Origin of the sequence: Streptosporangium sp. G11, from assembly GCF_051192615.1 — a bacterium.
In the GTDB taxonomy this organism is placed as follows: domain Bacteria; phylum Actinomycetota; class Actinomycetes; order Streptosporangiales; family Streptosporangiaceae; genus Streptosporangium.
Genome location: NZ_JBPJUQ010000057.1, coordinates 47,938 through 65,085, shown reverse-complemented (window position 1 = coordinate 65,085; position 17,148 = coordinate 47,938). Strand labels below are relative to the sequence as shown.

14 protein-coding genes are annotated in these 17,148 nt (G+C 70.1%); 6 read left to right on the top strand and 8 right to left on the bottom strand.

The window, feature by feature from the left end; all coding sequences use genetic code 11:
- Positions 1–543: 543 nt before the first annotated feature.
- Both ACSDR0_RS36840 and ACSDR0_RS36835 read left to right on the top strand, forming a co-directional pair.
- Entirely contained in the window at positions 544–1,650 is a 1,107-nt protein-coding gene (locus ACSDR0_RS36840; protein WP_435293576.1) for an AI-2E family transporter, read from the top strand.
- A 4-nt stretch (positions 1,651–1,654) separates the two neighbouring features.
- Positions 1,655–2,491: a DUF6597 domain-containing transcriptional factor gene (locus tag ACSDR0_RS36835; RefSeq protein ID WP_435293575.1), complete on the top strand. Its 837-nt coding sequence runs from the start codon at positions 1,655–1,657 to the stop codon at positions 2,489–2,491.
- Between the two features lie 63 nt (positions 2,492–2,554).
- Here ACSDR0_RS36835 and ACSDR0_RS36830 read toward each other — a convergent pair whose 3' ends face one another.
- From ACSDR0_RS36830 to ACSDR0_RS36800, 7 genes are all read right to left on the bottom strand, one after another.
- Positions 2,555–3,406: a PhzF family phenazine biosynthesis protein gene (locus tag ACSDR0_RS36830; RefSeq protein ID WP_435293574.1), complete on the bottom strand. Its 852-nt coding sequence runs from the start codon at positions 3,404–3,406 to the stop codon at positions 2,555–2,557.
- A 151-nt stretch (positions 3,407–3,557) separates the two neighbouring features.
- Positions 3,558–4,946, bottom strand: a complete 1,389-nt coding sequence (locus tag ACSDR0_RS36825) for a hypothetical protein (protein WP_435293573.1) — start codon at positions 4,944–4,946, stop codon at positions 3,558–3,560.
- Positions 4,947–5,156: 210 nt separating this feature from the next.
- Complete coding sequence (locus ACSDR0_RS36820) at positions 5,157–7,187, bottom strand: carbohydrate binding domain-containing protein (protein WP_435293572.1); 2,031 nt, start codon at positions 7,185–7,187, stop codon at positions 5,157–5,159.
- Positions 7,184–8,854, bottom strand: coding sequence for a carbohydrate binding domain-containing protein (locus ACSDR0_RS36815; RefSeq protein ID WP_435293571.1), 1,671 nt, complete (start codon positions 8,852–8,854; stop codon positions 7,184–7,186). Before ACSDR0_RS36815 ends, ACSDR0_RS36820 begins: the two co-directional genes overlap by 4 nt.
- A gap of 213 nt (positions 8,855–9,067) precedes the next feature.
- On the bottom strand, positions 9,068–10,627 hold the full coding sequence (locus ACSDR0_RS36810) for a cellulose binding domain-containing protein (protein ID WP_435293570.1): 1,560 nt from the start codon (positions 10,625–10,627) through the stop codon (positions 9,068–9,070).
- A 132-nt stretch (positions 10,628–10,759) separates the two neighbouring features.
- Positions 10,760–12,601 (bottom strand): cellulose binding domain-containing protein, encoded by a 1,842-nt coding sequence (locus ACSDR0_RS36805; protein ID WP_435293569.1) that lies wholly within the window; start codon positions 12,599–12,601, stop codon positions 10,760–10,762.
- 173 nt (positions 12,602–12,774) lie between these two features.
- A complete protein-coding gene (locus tag ACSDR0_RS36800) occupies positions 12,775–13,173 on the bottom strand; it encodes a hypothetical protein (RefSeq protein ID WP_435293568.1) in 399 nt (132 codons plus the stop codon).
- A 491-nt stretch (positions 13,174–13,664) separates the two neighbouring features.
- On the opposite strand from ACSDR0_RS36800, the gene leuE reads away from it, so the two are divergent.
- Positions 13,665–14,339, top strand: coding sequence for a leucine efflux protein LeuE (gene leuE / locus ACSDR0_RS36795; RefSeq protein WP_435293567.1), 675 nt, complete (start codon positions 13,665–13,667; stop codon positions 14,337–14,339).
- An 84-nt stretch (positions 14,340–14,423) separates the two neighbouring features.
- Here the strand turns inward: leuE and ACSDR0_RS36790 are convergent, their stop codons facing one another.
- Entirely contained in the window at positions 14,424–14,771 is a 348-nt protein-coding gene (locus tag ACSDR0_RS36790; RefSeq protein ID WP_344919426.1) for a luciferase family protein, read from the bottom strand.
- Between the two features lie 294 nt (positions 14,772–15,065).
- Here ACSDR0_RS36790 and ACSDR0_RS36785 point away from each other — a divergent pair, with 294 nt between their 5' ends.
- The 3 genes from ACSDR0_RS36785 (at position 15,066) to ACSDR0_RS36775 (ending at position 17,127) form a co-directional block, all read left to right on the top strand.
- Positions 15,066–15,725 carry a VC0807 family protein gene (locus ACSDR0_RS36785; RefSeq protein WP_435293566.1) on the top strand — a complete coding sequence of 220 codons (660 nt, stop codon included), beginning with the start codon at positions 15,066–15,068 and terminating at the stop codon, positions 15,723–15,725.
- A 69-nt stretch (positions 15,726–15,794) separates the two neighbouring features.
- Positions 15,795–16,268, top strand: coding sequence for a TspO/MBR family protein (locus ACSDR0_RS36780; protein ID WP_435293565.1), 474 nt, complete (start codon positions 15,795–15,797; stop codon positions 16,266–16,268).
- Between the two features lie 160 nt (positions 16,269–16,428).
- Positions 16,429–17,127, top strand: a complete 699-nt coding sequence (locus ACSDR0_RS36775; RefSeq protein ID WP_435293564.1) for a DedA family protein — start codon at positions 16,429–16,431, stop codon at positions 17,125–17,127.
- The last annotated feature ends 21 nt before the right edge of the window (positions 17,128–17,148 follow it).

Genomic DNA, 17,148 nt, shown 5'->3' with positions numbered 1-17,148 from the left:
CATCCCCCACCACCACACAAGGCGGAAAAAGGAACGCAGTGGATGTTCAACCAAAGGAATCCGTCCCCCACCCCAAAGGGCAGGTTGAACGGGGTTGTGCATCATGCACTGGCTTTTAACACACTGTTGAGTTCTCAAGAAACGGACGCGTACACCATCACCCTGACCGGCCAGATCGGCCGACCCGAACTCCGGGGCGTTCCATTTTCGTGTCACTATCTTATCAGGAGTGCCGGTTTCGTGTCAAACTGTCGGATTTTCGACCATCGACTCGAACCCGCCGAACCCGCTAGGATTGCGACCACCCCGTTTCCAGGGCAACCCCTCTAACTTACTCCCACATCCGGTTGTTGTCCAACCAGACTTCGGCGTGACGCATGCGCCCCGTCGAAGGGAGTTCATCAGAAGGAGGGTCCCGAGGCTCCAGCGATCTCCGCCGACCCCCTCGGGCCTGGTGAACTCTATGTTCGGCGCCCAGCCCCGTCAAATCGAAGTGCGTCCCCTGCCATGACGTGTTTTTCACCCCTTGGGTAGAGGTCCGTCATGACGGACCACAGAGTGTTGCCCAGGGCGCTCGTCGTGCTTCTCTGCGCCGCGGGCGCCGTGGTCACCCTGGGAGGAATCAGGGAGATCGGATCGATCGTCGGGCCGTTGTTGCTGGCCTTGGTTCTGGTCCTGGCGGTGTCCCCGGTCAGAACCTGGCTTCGCGAGCGTGGCGCTCCCGGGTGGACGCTGGTGGCGGTCCCTCTGGTGATCGTGCTGCTGGTGCTCCTGGGCATGGTGGCGATCCTGACCGTGGCGGTCGCGCAGATGGCGGCCCTCGCGCCCACCTACGACGCGCAGTTCAACCAGCTGATCGTGGAGGCGCAGCGGCAGGCGGCCAAGCTCGGCATCGGCACCCGGCAGATGAACGAGGCGATCAACTCCTTCGACCCCGGCAAGATCTTCGCGCTCGCGCAGGGATTCGTCTCAGGACTGCTGGGCGTGTTCTCCGGCCTGGTCCTCATCATCGTCCTGCTCCTGGCCATGTGCCTGGACACCCAGGCCTTCTCCAAAATCCTTGCCCTGGGGGCGGCGCGCAGGCCCCTGCTCATCGGGGCGCTCAACAACTTCGCCCACAAGACCCGCCGCTATCTCCTGGTCTCGACGGGGTTCGGGCTGGTCTGCTCCGTACTGGACGTGACCGCCCTCTGGATTCTCGGCGTGCCGCTCCCCCTCCTCTGGGGCGTACTGGCACTGATCACGAACTACATCCCCAACATCGGCTTCGTCCTGGGGTTGATCCCGCCCGCCCTGCTCGGCCTCCTGGAGGGCGGGCCCAAAACCATGATCCTCGTGATCGTCTCCTACATACTGATCAACTTCGTGGTGCAGTCGCTGATCCAGCCGAAGTTCCTCGGTGACGCGGTCGGCCTGTCCACCACCGTGACCTTCCTCTCGCTCATCCTGTGGACGTTCATCCTCGGCCCGCTGGGCGCGCTGCTGGCCATCCCGCTCAGCCTGCTGACCCGTGCGCTGCTGATCGACAGCGACCCCGACGGTGATTGGGCCGCCGCCCTCGTCTCCGGGGACGTTCCCGGCGAAGGGCAACCCGCGTCGGGAAGGAAACCGGACGCGGACCAGGGGAAGAGACCACCGCCCGTACCCTGAGGTCATGTATCGCGAGTGGGCGCCGGGCTCCCGCATCGCCGGGTGGGTGGCCTGCCTGTGGATCAACGAGGCGACCTCCGCCACGACGCAACCGGTCGTGCCTGACGGCTGCGTGGATCTGATCTGGGGGCCGGGGGGAGCACAGGTCGCCGGGCCCGACACGGGCCCGAAGCCCGTCCGGATGGCGCCGGGTGACCGCTACGTCGGGATCCGGTTCAGGCCCGGCGCGGCGGGCGAGCTGTTCGGCGTGCGCCTCGACAGCCTGCGCGACCTGCGGGTGCCGCTGTCCGATCTTGAACCGCTCGTGCCACTGTCCGATTTGGAACCGCTCACCGCGTCGCTCACACCGGGACCGCTCACCACGTCACTCGCACGGGAATCGTCCACCGCACCGCCACGGGAGCCGCTCACCACACCGCCCGCGCCGGAGCCGCCCACCGGACCGGCCGGGGTCCGGCCGCCGGAGCCGATCTCCGACGCCCTGCGGCGGGCTCTGGCCGTACGACTGCGCGCGGCGCCCGAGCCCGACCCGGCCGCGTCCGCGATCGCCGAGGCGCTGCGGACGGGACGGAGCGTCAGGGAGGTCGCCTGGGATCTGGGGGTCGGCGAGCGGCAGCTTCTGCGCCGGTCCCTGCGGGCCTTCGGGTACGGCCCGAAGGTGCTGCAGCGGGTGATCAGGTTCCAGCGGGCGCTGCGGCTGGCCAGACGCGGGGTCGCGGCGGCCGAGGTCGCCGCGCTCAGCGGGTACGCCGACCAGGCCCACATGGCGAACGAGGTACGGCGGCTGGCGGGGGTGCCCCTGAGCCGGCTGCTCGACCGGCCGGGCGACGGAACCGCCTGACCAGGTCCCCGCGCGGGTCGTCGCACCAGGACGTCGAGCCGTCTCCGTCCCTCAGGCCGGGGATCAGGCGGTCTCCAGCCCGACCGCTCCGCCGCTCACCCGGGTCCGGCCGTCAGGGGAGGCGATCGAGACCTTGAGCGTGCTGGGCCGTCCCATGTCGACCCCCTGGATGACCGTGAACTCCGAGGAGCCGGTCCCGAGGACCCGCAGGTAACCGCCGAAGGCCGCGGCGGCGGCCCCGGTGGCGGGGTCCTCCACGACGCCACCGACCGGGAACGGGTTGCGGGCGTGGAACCGCTCGTCGCTCTCCCGCCAGAACAGGTTCGCCGTCGTCCAGCCTTCGCGGGTCATCACCGCCTTCAGCCGCTCGTAGTCGTAGTCGAGAGCGGCCAGGCGGTCGCGCGAGACCGCGGCGACCATGAGGTGTTCGACACCGCCGAACGCGACGTGCGGCGGGAAGGCCGGGTCGAGCTCGTCGCGGGACCAGCCGAGGGCGGCGAGGGCCTCCTCCAGCGCGTCCTCCGCGACGGGCCTGGAGTGCGTGGGGACGCTGGTGATCGTGGCGTGGAGCGCGTCGTCGACGATCTCGGTGTCGACGATGATCTCGCCCGCGTTGGTGTCGAAGGCCAGACGCCCGGTCCCGAGGCGTTCGGCCAGCACCACCGAGGTGGCGATCGTGGCGTGCCCGCAGAACGCCACCTCCGCCGAAGGGGCGAAATACCGGACCCGGAAGGCGCGTCGCTCGTCGTCGCGGACGGTCACGAAAGCCGTCTCGGAGTATCCGACCTCCGCGGCGACGGCCAGCATCTCCACGTCGGAGAGCCCGGCCGCGTCGAGGACGACCCCGGCGGGGTTGCCCCCCTCGGGATCGTGGGTGAAAGCGGTGTAGCGGAGGATTTCCACGGTGCTCGTCACAGCACCGGAATTTATCAGCCCCCTCCCCCGTCCCTCCAGGCCCCGCCGGTGCCCCGTCACACTGCGGTGACGGGGCGGGCGACACGGACGGGCCACAGGGGCGGGCGACAACGGGCGGGCCGCCAGGGACGGGCGGGAACGACCCGCCTGTTCAGGCGGAGGCGGGAACGGGCGCCGGGGGCGGCGATCCCTCCGGAGACGCGGCGGGCGGGCGGGAGATCCGGCGTCCCCACGGCATGGCGAGCGCCAGGATCGGCAACAGCACGATGGAGGCCTGCGACCAGACGACGTGGAGACTTCGCCAGGTGGCGGAGTCGAACTGGGTCATGTAGAGGTAGCCGTACCCCGCCCAGAGGGAGACACCGATGATCGCGGGCCACGCGAAGCGGGTGGGACGGGCGATCAGGAACGGCATGAACCACAGGAGATACTGCGCGCCGAGCCTGGGGGTGGCGACCATGAAGGCGATCAGCAGCGCCGTGGTCAGGTCGATCGGGTCGGCGCGGCGCCACAGGAAGGCCGTCACCAGCAGGGTGACGTAGATCAGGCGGGTGCCGAAGGTGGCGATCCCCTGGTTCAGGTCGTTGACGCCGTGCATGAGGATGGCGCTCCAGCTCCACTGCCCGACGATCGGGCGGACGTCCTGGATCACCCTGATGACCTCGGGGATCTGGCTCAGCGAGGTGCCGGCGAAGATCGGCAGGGTGACCAGGAAGAAGACCGGCGCGATGCCCGTGGCCACGAACGCCACGGCGCGGGCGCGGAAGGTGGGCAGCAGCAGGAGCAGGCCGGGGATGAGCCAGATCGGCCAGCTCTTGGCGCACAGCGCCAACCCCATCAGCAGTCCCGCGAACAGGGCCCGGCGCAGGGACTGCCGGTCACCCTGGCGCGGGGTGAGCGCCCCGCGGAGCATCCCTTCGGGACCGAAGGCGTGCCGTACGGCACCGGCGAGGCCGTGAAGGGCGACGCTCTGCCGTGCCAGCGCGAGCGGGTTGGTGGTCATGCCCGGCCGGTGGGGGTCGCCGGGACCTCGGGCGACGACGAAGGCGGCGACGCCGAAGACCAGGGCGACCGGCTCGACCTGGCCGTGGACGGAGGCGACGAGGATGGCCAGCGGGTTGCAGGCGTACTGGAAGGCGCGCAGCGACGCCTTGGGGCCCCCGGCGAGCTTGCCGACCAGGGGGATCAGCACGATGTCCGCGACCACGGTGACCAGGCGTCCGCCGATCTCCCAGGGGATGCCCAGCCAGAGCAGGAGGCCGTAGACGTAGGGGATGGTCGGCAGGAAGTGCCAGCCTCCCGAACTGCCCAGAACGGGGTCCTCACGGTTCAGGACCGCCTCGCCGGCGGGCTTGAAGCTGTTGATGAAGTCGACCGGTTGCCAGGTGTCGATCGCGGAGGTGGTCATGATGAGCACCCGGAAGGCGATTCCGACCCCCAACACGACCAGGAGGGAGGGTCTCCAGCCCTTCCACTGCGCGACCAGGGCGAGCACGACACCGAGAACGAGGACGAACCCCGTGAGAATTGCGTAGTCCATGACGGCCCCTAGCCTGCCGGACCTGGCGACCAACCAGCCACCCGGATCTCCAAACCGAGACCACTCTGCCAGTTTTCCCGACCTTCGGAATCCGGGCCGTCACGGCGGGCGACCGCCTCGGGACGCGGGCGCGTACCCCGGACACCCCCGGAGGGGTGCGGGGTGAAACCTCGCCGCCGGAAGTCCGTCTCCCCCGGCGGCGAGGGGCTTTCAGCCCAGGCCGTCGAGATAGGCCCGGTGGCTGCGGGAGAACTCGAAGGCGTTGTACCTGTCCCAGTTGATCGACCAGGTCATCAGGCCGCGGAGGTTCGGGTAGACCCCTCTCGGCCGGTACGAACCGCAGTTGGTCCCCTTCGCCAGGCAGTCGAAGGCCTTCTGGACCTCGGCGACCGTGGTGAAACCGTTACCCGCGAAGGGGGCGGCGGGCAGGCCGATGGCGACCTGGTCCTGGCGCAGGGCGGGGAAGACGTTGTTCGGGTTGCCCGCGATGGGGAAGCCGGCGAGCAGCATGTCGGTCATGGCGACGTGGAAGTCGTGGCCGCCCATGGTGTGGTACTGGTTGTCCAGCCCCATGATCGGCCCGGAGTTGTAGTCCTGGACGTGCAGCAGGGTCAGGTCGTTGCGCATCGCGTGGATGACGGGGAGATACGAGGCGGCCCGCCGGTCGGCGGAGCCGTTGGGGCCCGGGCCGTAGAACTGGTAGCCCAGCTGGACGAAGAACGTCTCGGGGGCCATGGTCAGCACGAACCTGGTGCCGTACCTGGCCTTGAGGGTCTTGAGCGCGGAGATCAGGTTGACGATGACCGGGGTGGTGGGGGCCGACAGGTTGGTGTCGCCGTTGTCGAGATAGAGCGAGTGGCCCTCGAAGTCGATGTCCAGCCCGTCGAGGCCGTACTTGTCGATGATGGCGCCCACCGACTGGACGAACTTGTCGCGCGCGGCCGTGGTGCCGAGCTGGACCTGGCCGTTCTGGCCGCCGATCGAGATCAGCACCTTCTTGCCGAGTGCCTGCTTGGCCCGGATCCCGGCGATGAACTCGGCCTCGGACTCGACGTTGGGGCACTCGGCGACCGGGCACTGGGTGAAGCGGATGTCTCCGGAGGTCACCGAGGTGGGCTCGCCGAAGGACAGGTTGATGACGTTCCACTCGTTGGGCACGTCCGCCATCCGGATGTAGCCGGAGCCGTTGGCGAAGGAGGCGTGCAGGTAGCCGACCAGCACCCGCTTGGGCAGGTTGCCGGGCGGCGTGGTGGTGACGGTCGCGGAGACCGCGCCGGACCTCGCCGACTCACCGGTGGGGTTGGAGGCGCTCACCTGGTAGCTGTGCGTCCCCGTACCCGGGCTGTCGGTGTAGGAGGTCGCGGTGGGCGTACCGACCTTGGTGCCGTTTCGGTAGACGTTGTAGGCGGTCGCGCCCGAGGAGGCGTTCCACCTCAGCGAGACGCTCGCGCCGCTGACGGTGGCGGCCAGTCCCGACGGTACGGACGGTGGCGGCGGCTGGTCGTTGCCGACCGTCACGGAGACCGCGCCCGACTTCGCCGACTCTCCCGAGGCGTTGGTCGCGCTCACCTGGTACGAGTGGCTGCCCGCGCCGGGGGTCTCGGAGAAGGTGGTCCCGGTGGCGGTGCCGACCTTCGTCCCGTTGCGGTAGACGTTGTAGCCGGTCGCGCCCGAGGAGGCGCTCCAGCTCAGCGAGGCGGTGGTCGCGTTGCCGGTGCCGGTGAGCCCGGTGGGCGCCGCGGGAGGCTGTCCCTGCCCCGGCGCTCCGTCGAGGACGACGTCGTCGGCCTGGTAGACGCCCTGGCCGTACCAGCCGTTGACGTAGATCGTCACCGAGGTGGTCGAGGCGCCGGTGGTGAACGAGGTCGACAGCTGGGCGTAGGACGACGGCGAGGACGTCCACGTGCTGGGGTCGGTCCCGCCGGTGCCGGTGGCGCCGAGGAAGACGTAGCCGCCCCTTACCCAGGCCGACAGGGTGTAGGCCGAGGACGGCCTGACGCTGACCGTCTGCTGGCACCGGGCGGTGTCGTTCCCCGCCGGGGTGGCCTGCAGGGCCCTGGTCCCGCCGTGCACCGGCGAGGAGACCGCCGTGGCACCGGAGGCGGCCGTGCAGGTCCAGCCGGTCAGCCCGCTCTCGAAGCCGGGGTTGACCGCGATGTTGGCGGCGTGGGCGGGTGACGCGGCGAGCATCGTCCCGCCCAGCGCCAGTACGGCGATCGCCGCGAGTTTCCTGAACCTCATCCGGTGAACCCCTTGAAGATGTTGGTGAACTCCCAGGCCGACTGGGAGATGCCGCTGCAGGTCGGTGAGACCTGACCGCTCGGGCAGCCGCCGTTGTCCCTGGCGCTGGACCAGAAACCGACGAAGCCGACGTGGTTGGTGTTGGCCCAGGCGAGCAGCTTGCGGGCGTCGGCCTGGGTGGTGGTCATCCCGGTGTCGTTTCTGCCGATCATCGGGGTGAGGCCCAGCAGCTTCTTGAGCTGGGCGTCGGTCTTGGCGGGCCAGACGGTTCTCATCTGGGCGAGGGTCGCCTGGGCGGCGGCGATCATGGCGTCGCCCCAGTTGCCGGTGTAGCCGAAGTTCATCAGCATCGGGTTGACCATGACGTTGAGGCCCTTGGCCGCGGCGTCCTGGAGGATCGACAGCGAGAAGGGGTCGACGCCGTAGTCCTGGCCCTGGATGCGCAGGGTGTAGCTGATCACGGTGCCGCGCTCGGCCTGGAGCTGCTTGAGGGCGGTGTTGACCTTGGCCGCGTCGATCGCGGCCTCGACGTCGATGTCGAGGTGGTTGGTGCCGACCGTGTCGAGGACCTTCTTGTAGGCGGTGACCAGCGCCGCGGAGGTGCCGCAGACGTGCTCCAGGTACGGCCCCATCGCGCCGCCGGTGGCCACGATGACCTGGCCGCCCTGGGCCTGGAGCGCCCTGACGTCGTTGACGATCCGCGAGTCGTTGATCGGGATGGTGCCGCCCCAGGCCGGGTTGCAGCCGCTGCTGTCGCCGAGGGCGAAGGCGAGGGTGTAGTTCCTCACCCCGGTCGCCGCCGCCGCGCTCACCAGGGAGGGCGTGGGCATCGTGATGTCGATGTAGGGGGCGTACCGGATCTCGCCGCCGGGGGGCGGGCCGGTGTCGCGGCTCGTACGGCCGCTGACGGAGGCGGTGTAGGCGGAGCAGTTGCCCGCGGCGTCGCAGGCCCGGACGCGGAAGCCGTAGGCCGTGTCGGGGTTCAGCCCGGTCGCGGTGTGGCCGGTGCCGGAGCCCGTGGCGACCGCCGCGCCGTTGTCGCGGGAGACCTCGTAGCGGGCCACGCTTCCGGAGTCGTCGGTGGAGGCCGTCCAGCCGAGGGTCAGCGAGGTGGCGGTCGGGCCGCCCACGGTGAGGTTGCCCGGTACGGTCGGCGGGGTCGTGTCGCCGGGAATGCCGGTGCCGGGCGGGCCGTCGAGGACGACGTCGTCGGCCTGGTAGGCGCCCTGGCCGTACCAGCCGCTGGTGTAGATCGTCACGGTGGTGGTCGAGGCGCCGGTGGTGAAGGTGCGCGCCAGCTGTGTGTAGGCCGACGGGGAGGAGGCCCACGTGCTGGTGTCGGTGGTGCCGGTGCCGCTCACCCCCAGGAAGACGTATCCGCCGCGCACCCAGGCCGACAGCGAGTAGGACGAGGACGGCCTGACGCTGACCGTCTGCTGGCAGCGGGCCTGGTCCGAGCCCTGGGGGGTGGCCTGCAGGGCCCTGGTCCCGCCGTGTACGGGCGAGGAGACGGTCGTGGCGCCCGAGGAGGCGGAGCAGGTCCACCCGCTCAGCCCGTTCTCGAAGCCCGGGTTCGTCGCGATGTTGGCCGCGTGGGCCGGTGTCGCGACCAGCATCGTCCCGCCGAGCGCCAGCACGGCGGCCGCGGCGAGTTTCCTGAGATGCATCCGATGTACCCCGCAAAGATCTTTAGGAGGGTGTCGTGGGGGCACGACCCGCACCCCGGGTAGGGGGTGCGGGTCGTGCCGGCCGTACGGGTCGTGCCGGCCGTACGGGTCATGCGGGCCGTACGGGTCGTGCCGGTGGTACGGGTCCGGTCGTTCCGGTCGTGCGGGCTCGCGCCGGGCGTCTCCGCTCGGAGCGGGCCCGCACGGTGCGGGTCAGAAGCCGGCGGTGACGCGGGTGAAGTCCCAGTCGTTCTGGGCGATCCCGCTGCAGTTGGAGGTCACGCCGCCGCCCGGGCAGGGACGGTCGCGGTTGACCGCCCAGTAGGCGAAGCGGGTCAGGCCCTTGGACTTGGCCCAGTCGCGGATCTGGGTCCAGGCCGCCACCGTGGTCAGCTCCTGCTGGTCGGACAGGCCGTTCATGCCGGAGATGCCCATCCGGGCGTACGCCTGCGCGTCGGTCCAGCCGTTGGCGGCCTTGAGGGCGTTCTTCAGGCCCTCGGAGGCGTTGACGGTGTCGTTGTAGATGTTCGAGGCGCCGAAGTCGAACGGCATGATCGTGTAGTTGTCGATCGGCACGGCCAGCGCCTTGGCCTGGTTGATCAGGCGGATGCCGTGGGAGGTCGGGCCGGTGGTCGAGGTGCCGAAGGTGACGGCGATCTTGACGTTCGGGTTGTTCTGCTTGACGATCTTCAGGCCGTTCAGGATGCGGTCCTGGACGGTGTAGTTCTCGAACTCGTCGGTGTTCTCGATGTCGAAGTCGACGACCGCGGGGCCGACGGCGTTGATGACCTGCTGCACGGCTCCGGCGAAGGCGGCCGGGGTGGAGCAGTTCGGGCCGAGCTTGTTGCCCGACCAGCCGCCGAAGGAGATCTGCACGCTGCCGCCCGCGGCCTTGATCTGGTTGATCGCGGTCTGGTCGGTGCCGCCGGTCAGCGGCCTGGAGCCGTCCCAGGCGGGGTTGCAGCCACCGCTGGACAGGATGAACGCCATGGTGAAGGACTTCACACCGGTGGCGCTCATGACGGTCGCGGGGTTGGGCGGGTTGCCCCAGCCCATGTAGAGGTACGGGGCTCCGGGCATCTTGCCGCCCGGGTCGGGGTTGGTGCAGCCGGTGGTGGTGGCGCTCACCGCGCCGCTGGCGGCCGACTCGCCCTGGGCGTTGTAGGCCTTGACCGTGTAGGTGTGCGAGGTGCAGGTGCCCAGCGAACCGATGGTCGCGCTGGTGCCGGTCACCTGAGCCCGCTGCGTGGCGCCCTCGTAGACGCGGTAGCCGGTGACGGTGCCGCTGGAGGCACCCCACGACAGGGAGATCGAGGAGTTGGTCGTCCCGGTCACCGACGGGGTGCCGGGCGTCCCCGGGGTTCCGGGGTTGGTGCCGCCGGCGCAGGACGCGCCGTTGAGGGTGCAGTTGGACGGGGTCGCGCTACCCGGAGAGCCGTTGAAGCCGAAGCTCGCGGTGGCCCCGGGAGCCAGGGTGCCGTTCCAGCCGACGTTGGTGAAGGTGAACCGCTGCCCGCTACGGCTCAGCGACGCGTCCCAGAAGGACCCGATGTTGGCACCCGAGGGCAGATCGAAGGCGACCGACCAGCCGTTGATCGTGGTCGTACCACCGTTGGTGATCGTGTACTTGCCCTCGAAACCGGTGCCCCAGTTGGAGACCTTGGTGAAGACGGCGGTGGGGGGCGCCGCGAAGGCGGGGGTCGCGACCATCGACAGGCCGAGTGACATGCCGAGCGCGGCCAGGACCGCAGTCAGTGTTCGTCGAAATCTCATGGCTCTTCCTCGGTTGGGGGGTGCGAGGTGTTGGGGGCGTTGGGGATGCGGGGTGTTCGAGGTGCGGGATCCGGGGCCTGCCCGGCCGGGTCGTGAGTCGTGGGAGGCCGGGCAGGTCCGGGAGGCGGGAGGCTAGGGCAGGGTCGCGAGGTGCGGCTTGACGGTCCGGGAGAAGTTCCAGTTGTTGCTGGCGTCCCAGTTGATGGACCAGGTCATCGCGCCACGGATCCCGGGGTAGGCGCGCGGCGGCACGAAGCTTCCGCAGTTGGTCCTGGTGGCCAGGCAGGTCAGGGCCTGGTTCACCAGGGCGGGGGCGACGATCCCGCCGCCCGCCGCGCCGGGTCCGGCGGGCAGGCCGAGCGCCACCTGGTCGGGGCGGAGGCCGTTCTCCAGCTGGATGCAGGCCAGCGCGGTCATGAAGTTGACCGTGCCCTGCGAGTAGGCGGCCATCTGGTCGCAGCCGAGCATGGAACCGGAGTTGTAGAACTGGGTGTGGACGACGGTGAGGATGTCCTTGATGTTCAGCGCCAGCTTGAAGTACTCGCCGCCGGTGGACTGCATGTCGATGGTCTGCGGCGCCATCGTGATGATCAGGTTCGCCCCCGCCTTGGCCCGCAGCGACCGGAGCGCCTGGCCCATGTAGGTGGAGTTGAGCCCGTTCTCCAGGTCGATGTCGACGCCGTCGAAGCCGTAGCTCTGCATCAGGGCGTAAACGGTGTCGGCGAACTTGGTCGCGGCGGCGGCGCTGGCCACCTGCACGCGGCCCGCCTCGCCGCCGACCGAGAGGATGACCTTCTTGCCGCGGGAGTGCAGGGTCTGCACGTCGGCCCTGAACTGGGCGTCGGTGTAGCCGCCGAGGGAGGCGGACAGACCCGGGTCCACGCCGAAGACGACCTCACCGGGGGTGGCGGTGGCCTCGCCGAAGGAGACAGCGACCAGGTCGTACTCGTTGGGTACCGCCGACAGCCGCAGCTCGACGGCCGGGTTGTCGAAGTTGTGCCAGTAGCCGGTGAGGAAGTGCTTGGGCAGCGGGCCGCCGCCGGTGCAGCCGGTCGTGGTCGCACTGGCCGGGTCGCTCTTCGGACCCTCGCCCGCGGAGTTGTACGCCGCCACCGTGTAGGTGTGCGCCTCACACACGCCGAGCCCGGAGACCGTCGTGCTCGTCCCGGTCACGGTCGCCCTGACCGTCGATCCCTCGTACACCCGATAGCCCGTCACCGTCCCCGACGACGCGCCCCACGACAGCGCCACGCTGTTCGCGCCGCCCGTCGCCGACACCGCGCCCGGCTTGCCGGGGGCGCCGCTGGTGCAGCCGGTGGTGGTGGCGCTCACCGCGCCGCTGGCGGCCGACTCGCCCTGGGCGTTGTAGGCCTTGACCGTGTAGGTGTGCGAGGTGCAGGTGCCCAGCGAACCGATGGTCGCGCTGGTGCCGGTCACCTGAGCCCGCTGCGTGGCGCCCTCGTAGACGCGGTAGCCGGTGACGGTGCCGCTGGAGGCACCCCACGACAGGGAGATCGAGGAGTTGGTCGTCCCGGTCACCGACGGGGTGCCGGGCGTCCCCGGGGTTCCGGGGTTGGTGCCGCCGGCGCAGGACGCGCCGTTGAGGGTGCAGTTGGACGGGGTCGCGCTACCCGGAGAGCCGTTGAAGCCGAAGCTCGCGGTGGCCCCGGGAGCCAGGGTGCCGTTCCAGCCGACGTTGGTGAAGGTGAACCGCTGCCCGCTACGGCTCAGCGACGCGTCCCAGAAGGACCCGATGTTGGCACCCGAGGGCAGATCGAAGGCGACCGACCAGCCGTTGATCGTGGTCGTACCACCGTTGGTGATCGTGTACTTGCCCTCGAAACCGGTGCCCCAGTCCGAGGTCTTGGTGAAGACGGCGGTGGCCGAGGCTGCCTGGGCGGGGAGTGCGACCGTCATCGCCAGGACGAGGGCCGCCAGGGCGACGAGAGAACGAGCGATGGCGCGTAATTTCACGTTTACCTCATGCATTCGGTGGGGGGTGACCGTACGACCCGCGCCACGTGGGGGGTGCGCGGGCGCGAACGTGGGCGCGAGCCGTACGGCGGGGTGGGCACGGTTCCGCCCGGGGGCGGGACCGTTCCGTCGATCGATGCGGGACGCCGGGGGCCGCCGGGATCGGCGAGTCGTCAGCGGGTCGCCGTCACGCGCTCTGGACGTCGCCGACCGGCGGGTGGCGCCGCCGGCATCCGGCGTCGGTGCTCCGAGGACAGGCCGCGCCCGGCCTTGGGGAGGATCAGGGATCCGGCGGGGGCGTCCGTGGTGGCGCGCTCGCTCGTGGCTCCCGGGCGCCGGTGCTCGCCCGTGGCTCGCGGGCCCCGGCCTGAGGCCTCGGGACGGGCGGCGGCGACGGCGGCGCCGATGGTGGCCGCGGCGGCCGTGCCGGTGGCGGGCGCGGCGATGGCCGCGATGGCGGGGACGGCCGTGACGCCGGAGACGGCGGTGGCGGCGGTGATGCCGGGCGCTGGCAGGCCGGGGTGAAGGCTTGCAGCCGGAGTCAGGACAAGTAAGGGAAAGGTGCGCCGCATGATCGCTCCCATGGACGTGGAACCTGGGGGGTGAGGCGTCCGGACGGTCGGACCTTCAGCGGCGACGGCTGCCGCCGTCGCGTTTTCGCAGCTAGAAATCGGTCGGAGGGGACGCACGGGCCATGGGCACCCCCAGTCGGCATTTCTTTTAGGAAAGTTTCCTAAGAGTTGTCGCGATCGTAGCCTTGACAGACTCCTCCCACAAGGCCCAAAAATGTCCATCGCCGACGCCGTGTCAGGACACGTTCCACCGGTCGCCCCCGGCCACCCGGAGGAACGGCACGGCGACCCCTCGCTCGCCGCCCTCCCCGTCCGCCACTCCCGCGACGGCCCGGCGACGGCCCCGGGGCACGATCCCGTCGCCCCCGGACGACGCGGTCTGCCCTGTCCGATTAACCCGGATCATCGCGTCCGGAAAACCGGATAAGGGGTATATATACCTTTAGGCGGTACGGTACTGGTGCATCCGTAACGCCCTCTGGAGTATCGCCGTGTTCTTTGGCATCACCGACATCTGGACCTACGTGGTCGGCGCCTTCTTCATCATCCTGTTGCCCGGCCCGAACTCGCTGTACGTGCTCAGCACCGCCGCGTCACGCGGGGTGAGGCAGGGCTACCGGGGGGCGATGGGGGTCTTCGTCGGCGACACCGTCCTGATGGTGCTGGCGGCGGCGGGGGTCGCCTCCCTGCTGAAGTCGACGCCGATCCTGTTCAACGTCGTCAAGTACGCCGGCGCGGGCTACCTCGCGTGGATCGGGTTCCAGATGCTCCGGTCGGCCTGGCGCTCGCGGCGCTCTCCCGGGACAGAGGCCGGGACCGGAGCCGAGGCCGCGGGGACGGTTCCCGCGCGGGAGCGGGGCGCGGAGAGCGCCTTCCGCAAGGCCCTGATCGTCAGCCTGATGAACCCGAAGGCGATCCTGTTCTTCATCTCGTTCTTCATCCAGTTCGTGGACCCGGCCTACGGCACCCCCGCGCTGTCGTTCCTGATCCTGGGCGCGATCTGCCAGCTGTTCAGCGTGCTCTACCTGTCGGCGCTGATCTTCGGCGGGACGTTCCTGGCCGGCCAGTTCCGGGCCCGCCGCGGGCTGTCGGCCGCGCTGCGGACGGGCGTGGGCGCGCTGTTCATCGGCTTCGGCGCGAGGCTGGCCACCGCGACCATCGGCTGACGCCGGCCACCCCGGCCCCTGGGGGCGCCGGCCACCGCGCCCCCTCGGGCGACACCGGCCGCCGCGGCCCCCGGTCGGCGCCGGCTACCGCGAGCCCTGGTTGGCCTTGATCGCGACGCTGACGAGCGAGAGGAACAGCTCGGCGTCGGCCCGGCCCTCGATGGACATGGCCACCCACCCGGCGTCGGCGCCGGGGGTGACCCGGTGGCAGTCGGTGAGCACCCGGGCCCACCGGTCGATCACGGGTTTGGTGAGGAGGAGCTCCGCGGTGTGGTCGCCGGACATCCTGACGATCTCCCGGCCGCCGGCCCGGAACCCCAGCCCTTTCCTGGTGCGCTTCAGCGCCAGGTCCGGCCAGCGGACGAGCTGGGCCGCCACATTCTCGACACCCTCGGTGGAACGGCGGGACGCGTGCGTGCGCAGCACTGCCATGTCTCTCATCGTCGTGGACCGGACCCGATCAGGAAAGCTCCCGTTTCTCAACCGTTACCGGCATAGTGATCCTTTTTGTGAATCGTAATGATCCGCACCTGTCTCATCCGTTATTGCAGTGTTATTGAGTTGTTTTCACGAGAGCACGGGACGGGGTCAGGTACCGTGAGTGCCCGGGCGAACACCGGGAACAGCCCTCTCCAGCAACCCCCTGCGACGGCCTGACATGCTCATGTCATGCCGGGGTAGGCGTGAACGCCCAGCGCCTGCCACCGCACCAGTCCGTGGAGTGTCATGAGCCACCAGCCCATCGTCCTCCCCCGCCTCGCAGCTCTCGCCAGGCAGGCGGCGCCGAAGCTCCTGGAGGGCGTCGTCGCCCCCCTCGCCGTCTTCTACGCCGCGCTGGCGCTCCTCGGCCTGAAGGGCGCGCTGATCGCGGCGGTCACCTGGGTGTACGCGGGAGTGGGGTGGCGGCTGGTCCGGCGGATCCCGGTGCCCGGGACGATGATCCTCGCCGTCATCGCGATCACCGTGAGGGCGCTGCTGGGGTTCTGGACCGGGAGCGCGGTGATCTACTTCCTCCAGCCGGAGCTCGGGACGATCTGCATCAGCGTGGTCTTCCTCGCCTCGGTGCGGTTCAACCGCCCGCTGGTGCAGAAGCTGACCCTCGACTACATCCACCTGCCCTCGGCCGTGCTGAAACACGAGCGGGTCCGCCGGTTCTTCGCCCGCATCACCCTGCTGTGGGCCTTCGTGCTGCTGGCCAACTCCGCGGTGAGCATCTGGCTCCTGCTGCACGAGTCGATCGGCACCTACCTGCTGGTCCGCACCGCGGCCGTGGCCGCGATCAGCGGCCTGGCGGTGGCCTTCTCCCTGTACGCCTTCCGCCGGATGCTGCGCCGCCTGCACTACGACCCCGTCACCACCCGGGCCATCGCCGCCCCGTCCGCCTAGGACGCCCGCTCCCCCGTACGAGGAAACCGCCGCGCGGTAGACGTACGAAGAAGGGGGCAGGGAGGTTTCATGGTCATCGCGCAACAACCGAAACGCTGGGCCGGGTTGCCGGTATTCGCCGTCGCGCTCGTGCTGGTGGCGGTGGTGGGATCGCTGGCGGCCGTCAACGCCCGTGGTGAGTACCTGTCACTGGAGCGACCGCCCTGGGCTCCGCCGCAGTGGCTGTTCGGCCCGGCCTGGACGGTCCTGTACGTCATGATCGCCGTGTCCGGCTGGCTCGCCTGGTCGGCGCGCGACCTCACCCCGGCACTCGGCGTCTACGCGGTCCAGCTGGTCCTCAACGCGGCCTGGACGCCGCTGTTCTTCGGCGCCGGACAGTACGGCCTGGCGTTCGCCGAGATCGTCGTCCTCTGGCTCGCGATCGTGCTCACCATCGTCCTGTTCCGGCGGATCAGCCGCCCGGCCGCCTGGCTGCTGGTGCCCTACCTGCTCTGGGTGACGTACGCGGCCTCACTGAACTTCGCCATCTGGCAGCTCAACTGAGCCGCGTCTCCACCGTAAGGAGGAGAGGCCCCCGCCCAAAGGAGGGGGTGGCTCAAGCCGTTCGAGCGATGTGAGCGACTCCGTCCGGTTCCTAGGGTCGACACGACGGACCCCCGGTGATCTCAGGGGCGTGCTCTGAGAACACCGGGGTTCCTCCCCGATGTCCCGGGATCACCGGGCCGTCAGCCTGCTGCGTGAGACATCCGCGACCCCCCGGCTGGAGCCCGACGTGACACAGGCCATCCTCGACGCCCTGCACGATGTGATGACATCCCCCTGGATTTACCTGGTGCTGTTCGCGCTGGCGATGCTCGACGGGTTCTTTCCCGTGGTCCCGGCGGAGACGTCCGTCATCACGGCCGGGGTGTTCGCCGCGGCCACCGGCGCGCCCGACCTGCTCCCGGTGATCGTGGTGGCCGCGCTGGGCGCGTTCGCGGGCGACCACATCTCGTACGCGATCGGGCGTACCACCAACGACCGGCTGCGCAACGGCAGGCGCAGCCGCAAGGCGTTCGCCTGGGCGGAGCGGGCGCTGGCCGAGCGGGGCGGGCTGGTCCTCGTGGTGGCCCGCTACATTCCCGGCGGCCGGACCGCCTGCACCCTGACCATGGGCGCGGTCGCCTACCCCCGGCGCTCGTTCGCCCTCTTCGACGCCGTCGCCGCGGTGTCGTGGGCGGTTTACTCGGGGCTGATCGGCTACGTGGGCGGCGCGGCCTTCGAGAACGATCCGATCAAGGGGCTGCTGCTCGGTCTCGGCATCGCCCTGACGATCACCGCCGTGGTCGAGGTCGTCCGCTACCTCCGCCACCGCCGCACCGCGCCGGAGGCCGAGACGCAGCTGGTCGCCTCCCGCGACTGACGGCGGGACCGCGCCCGGACC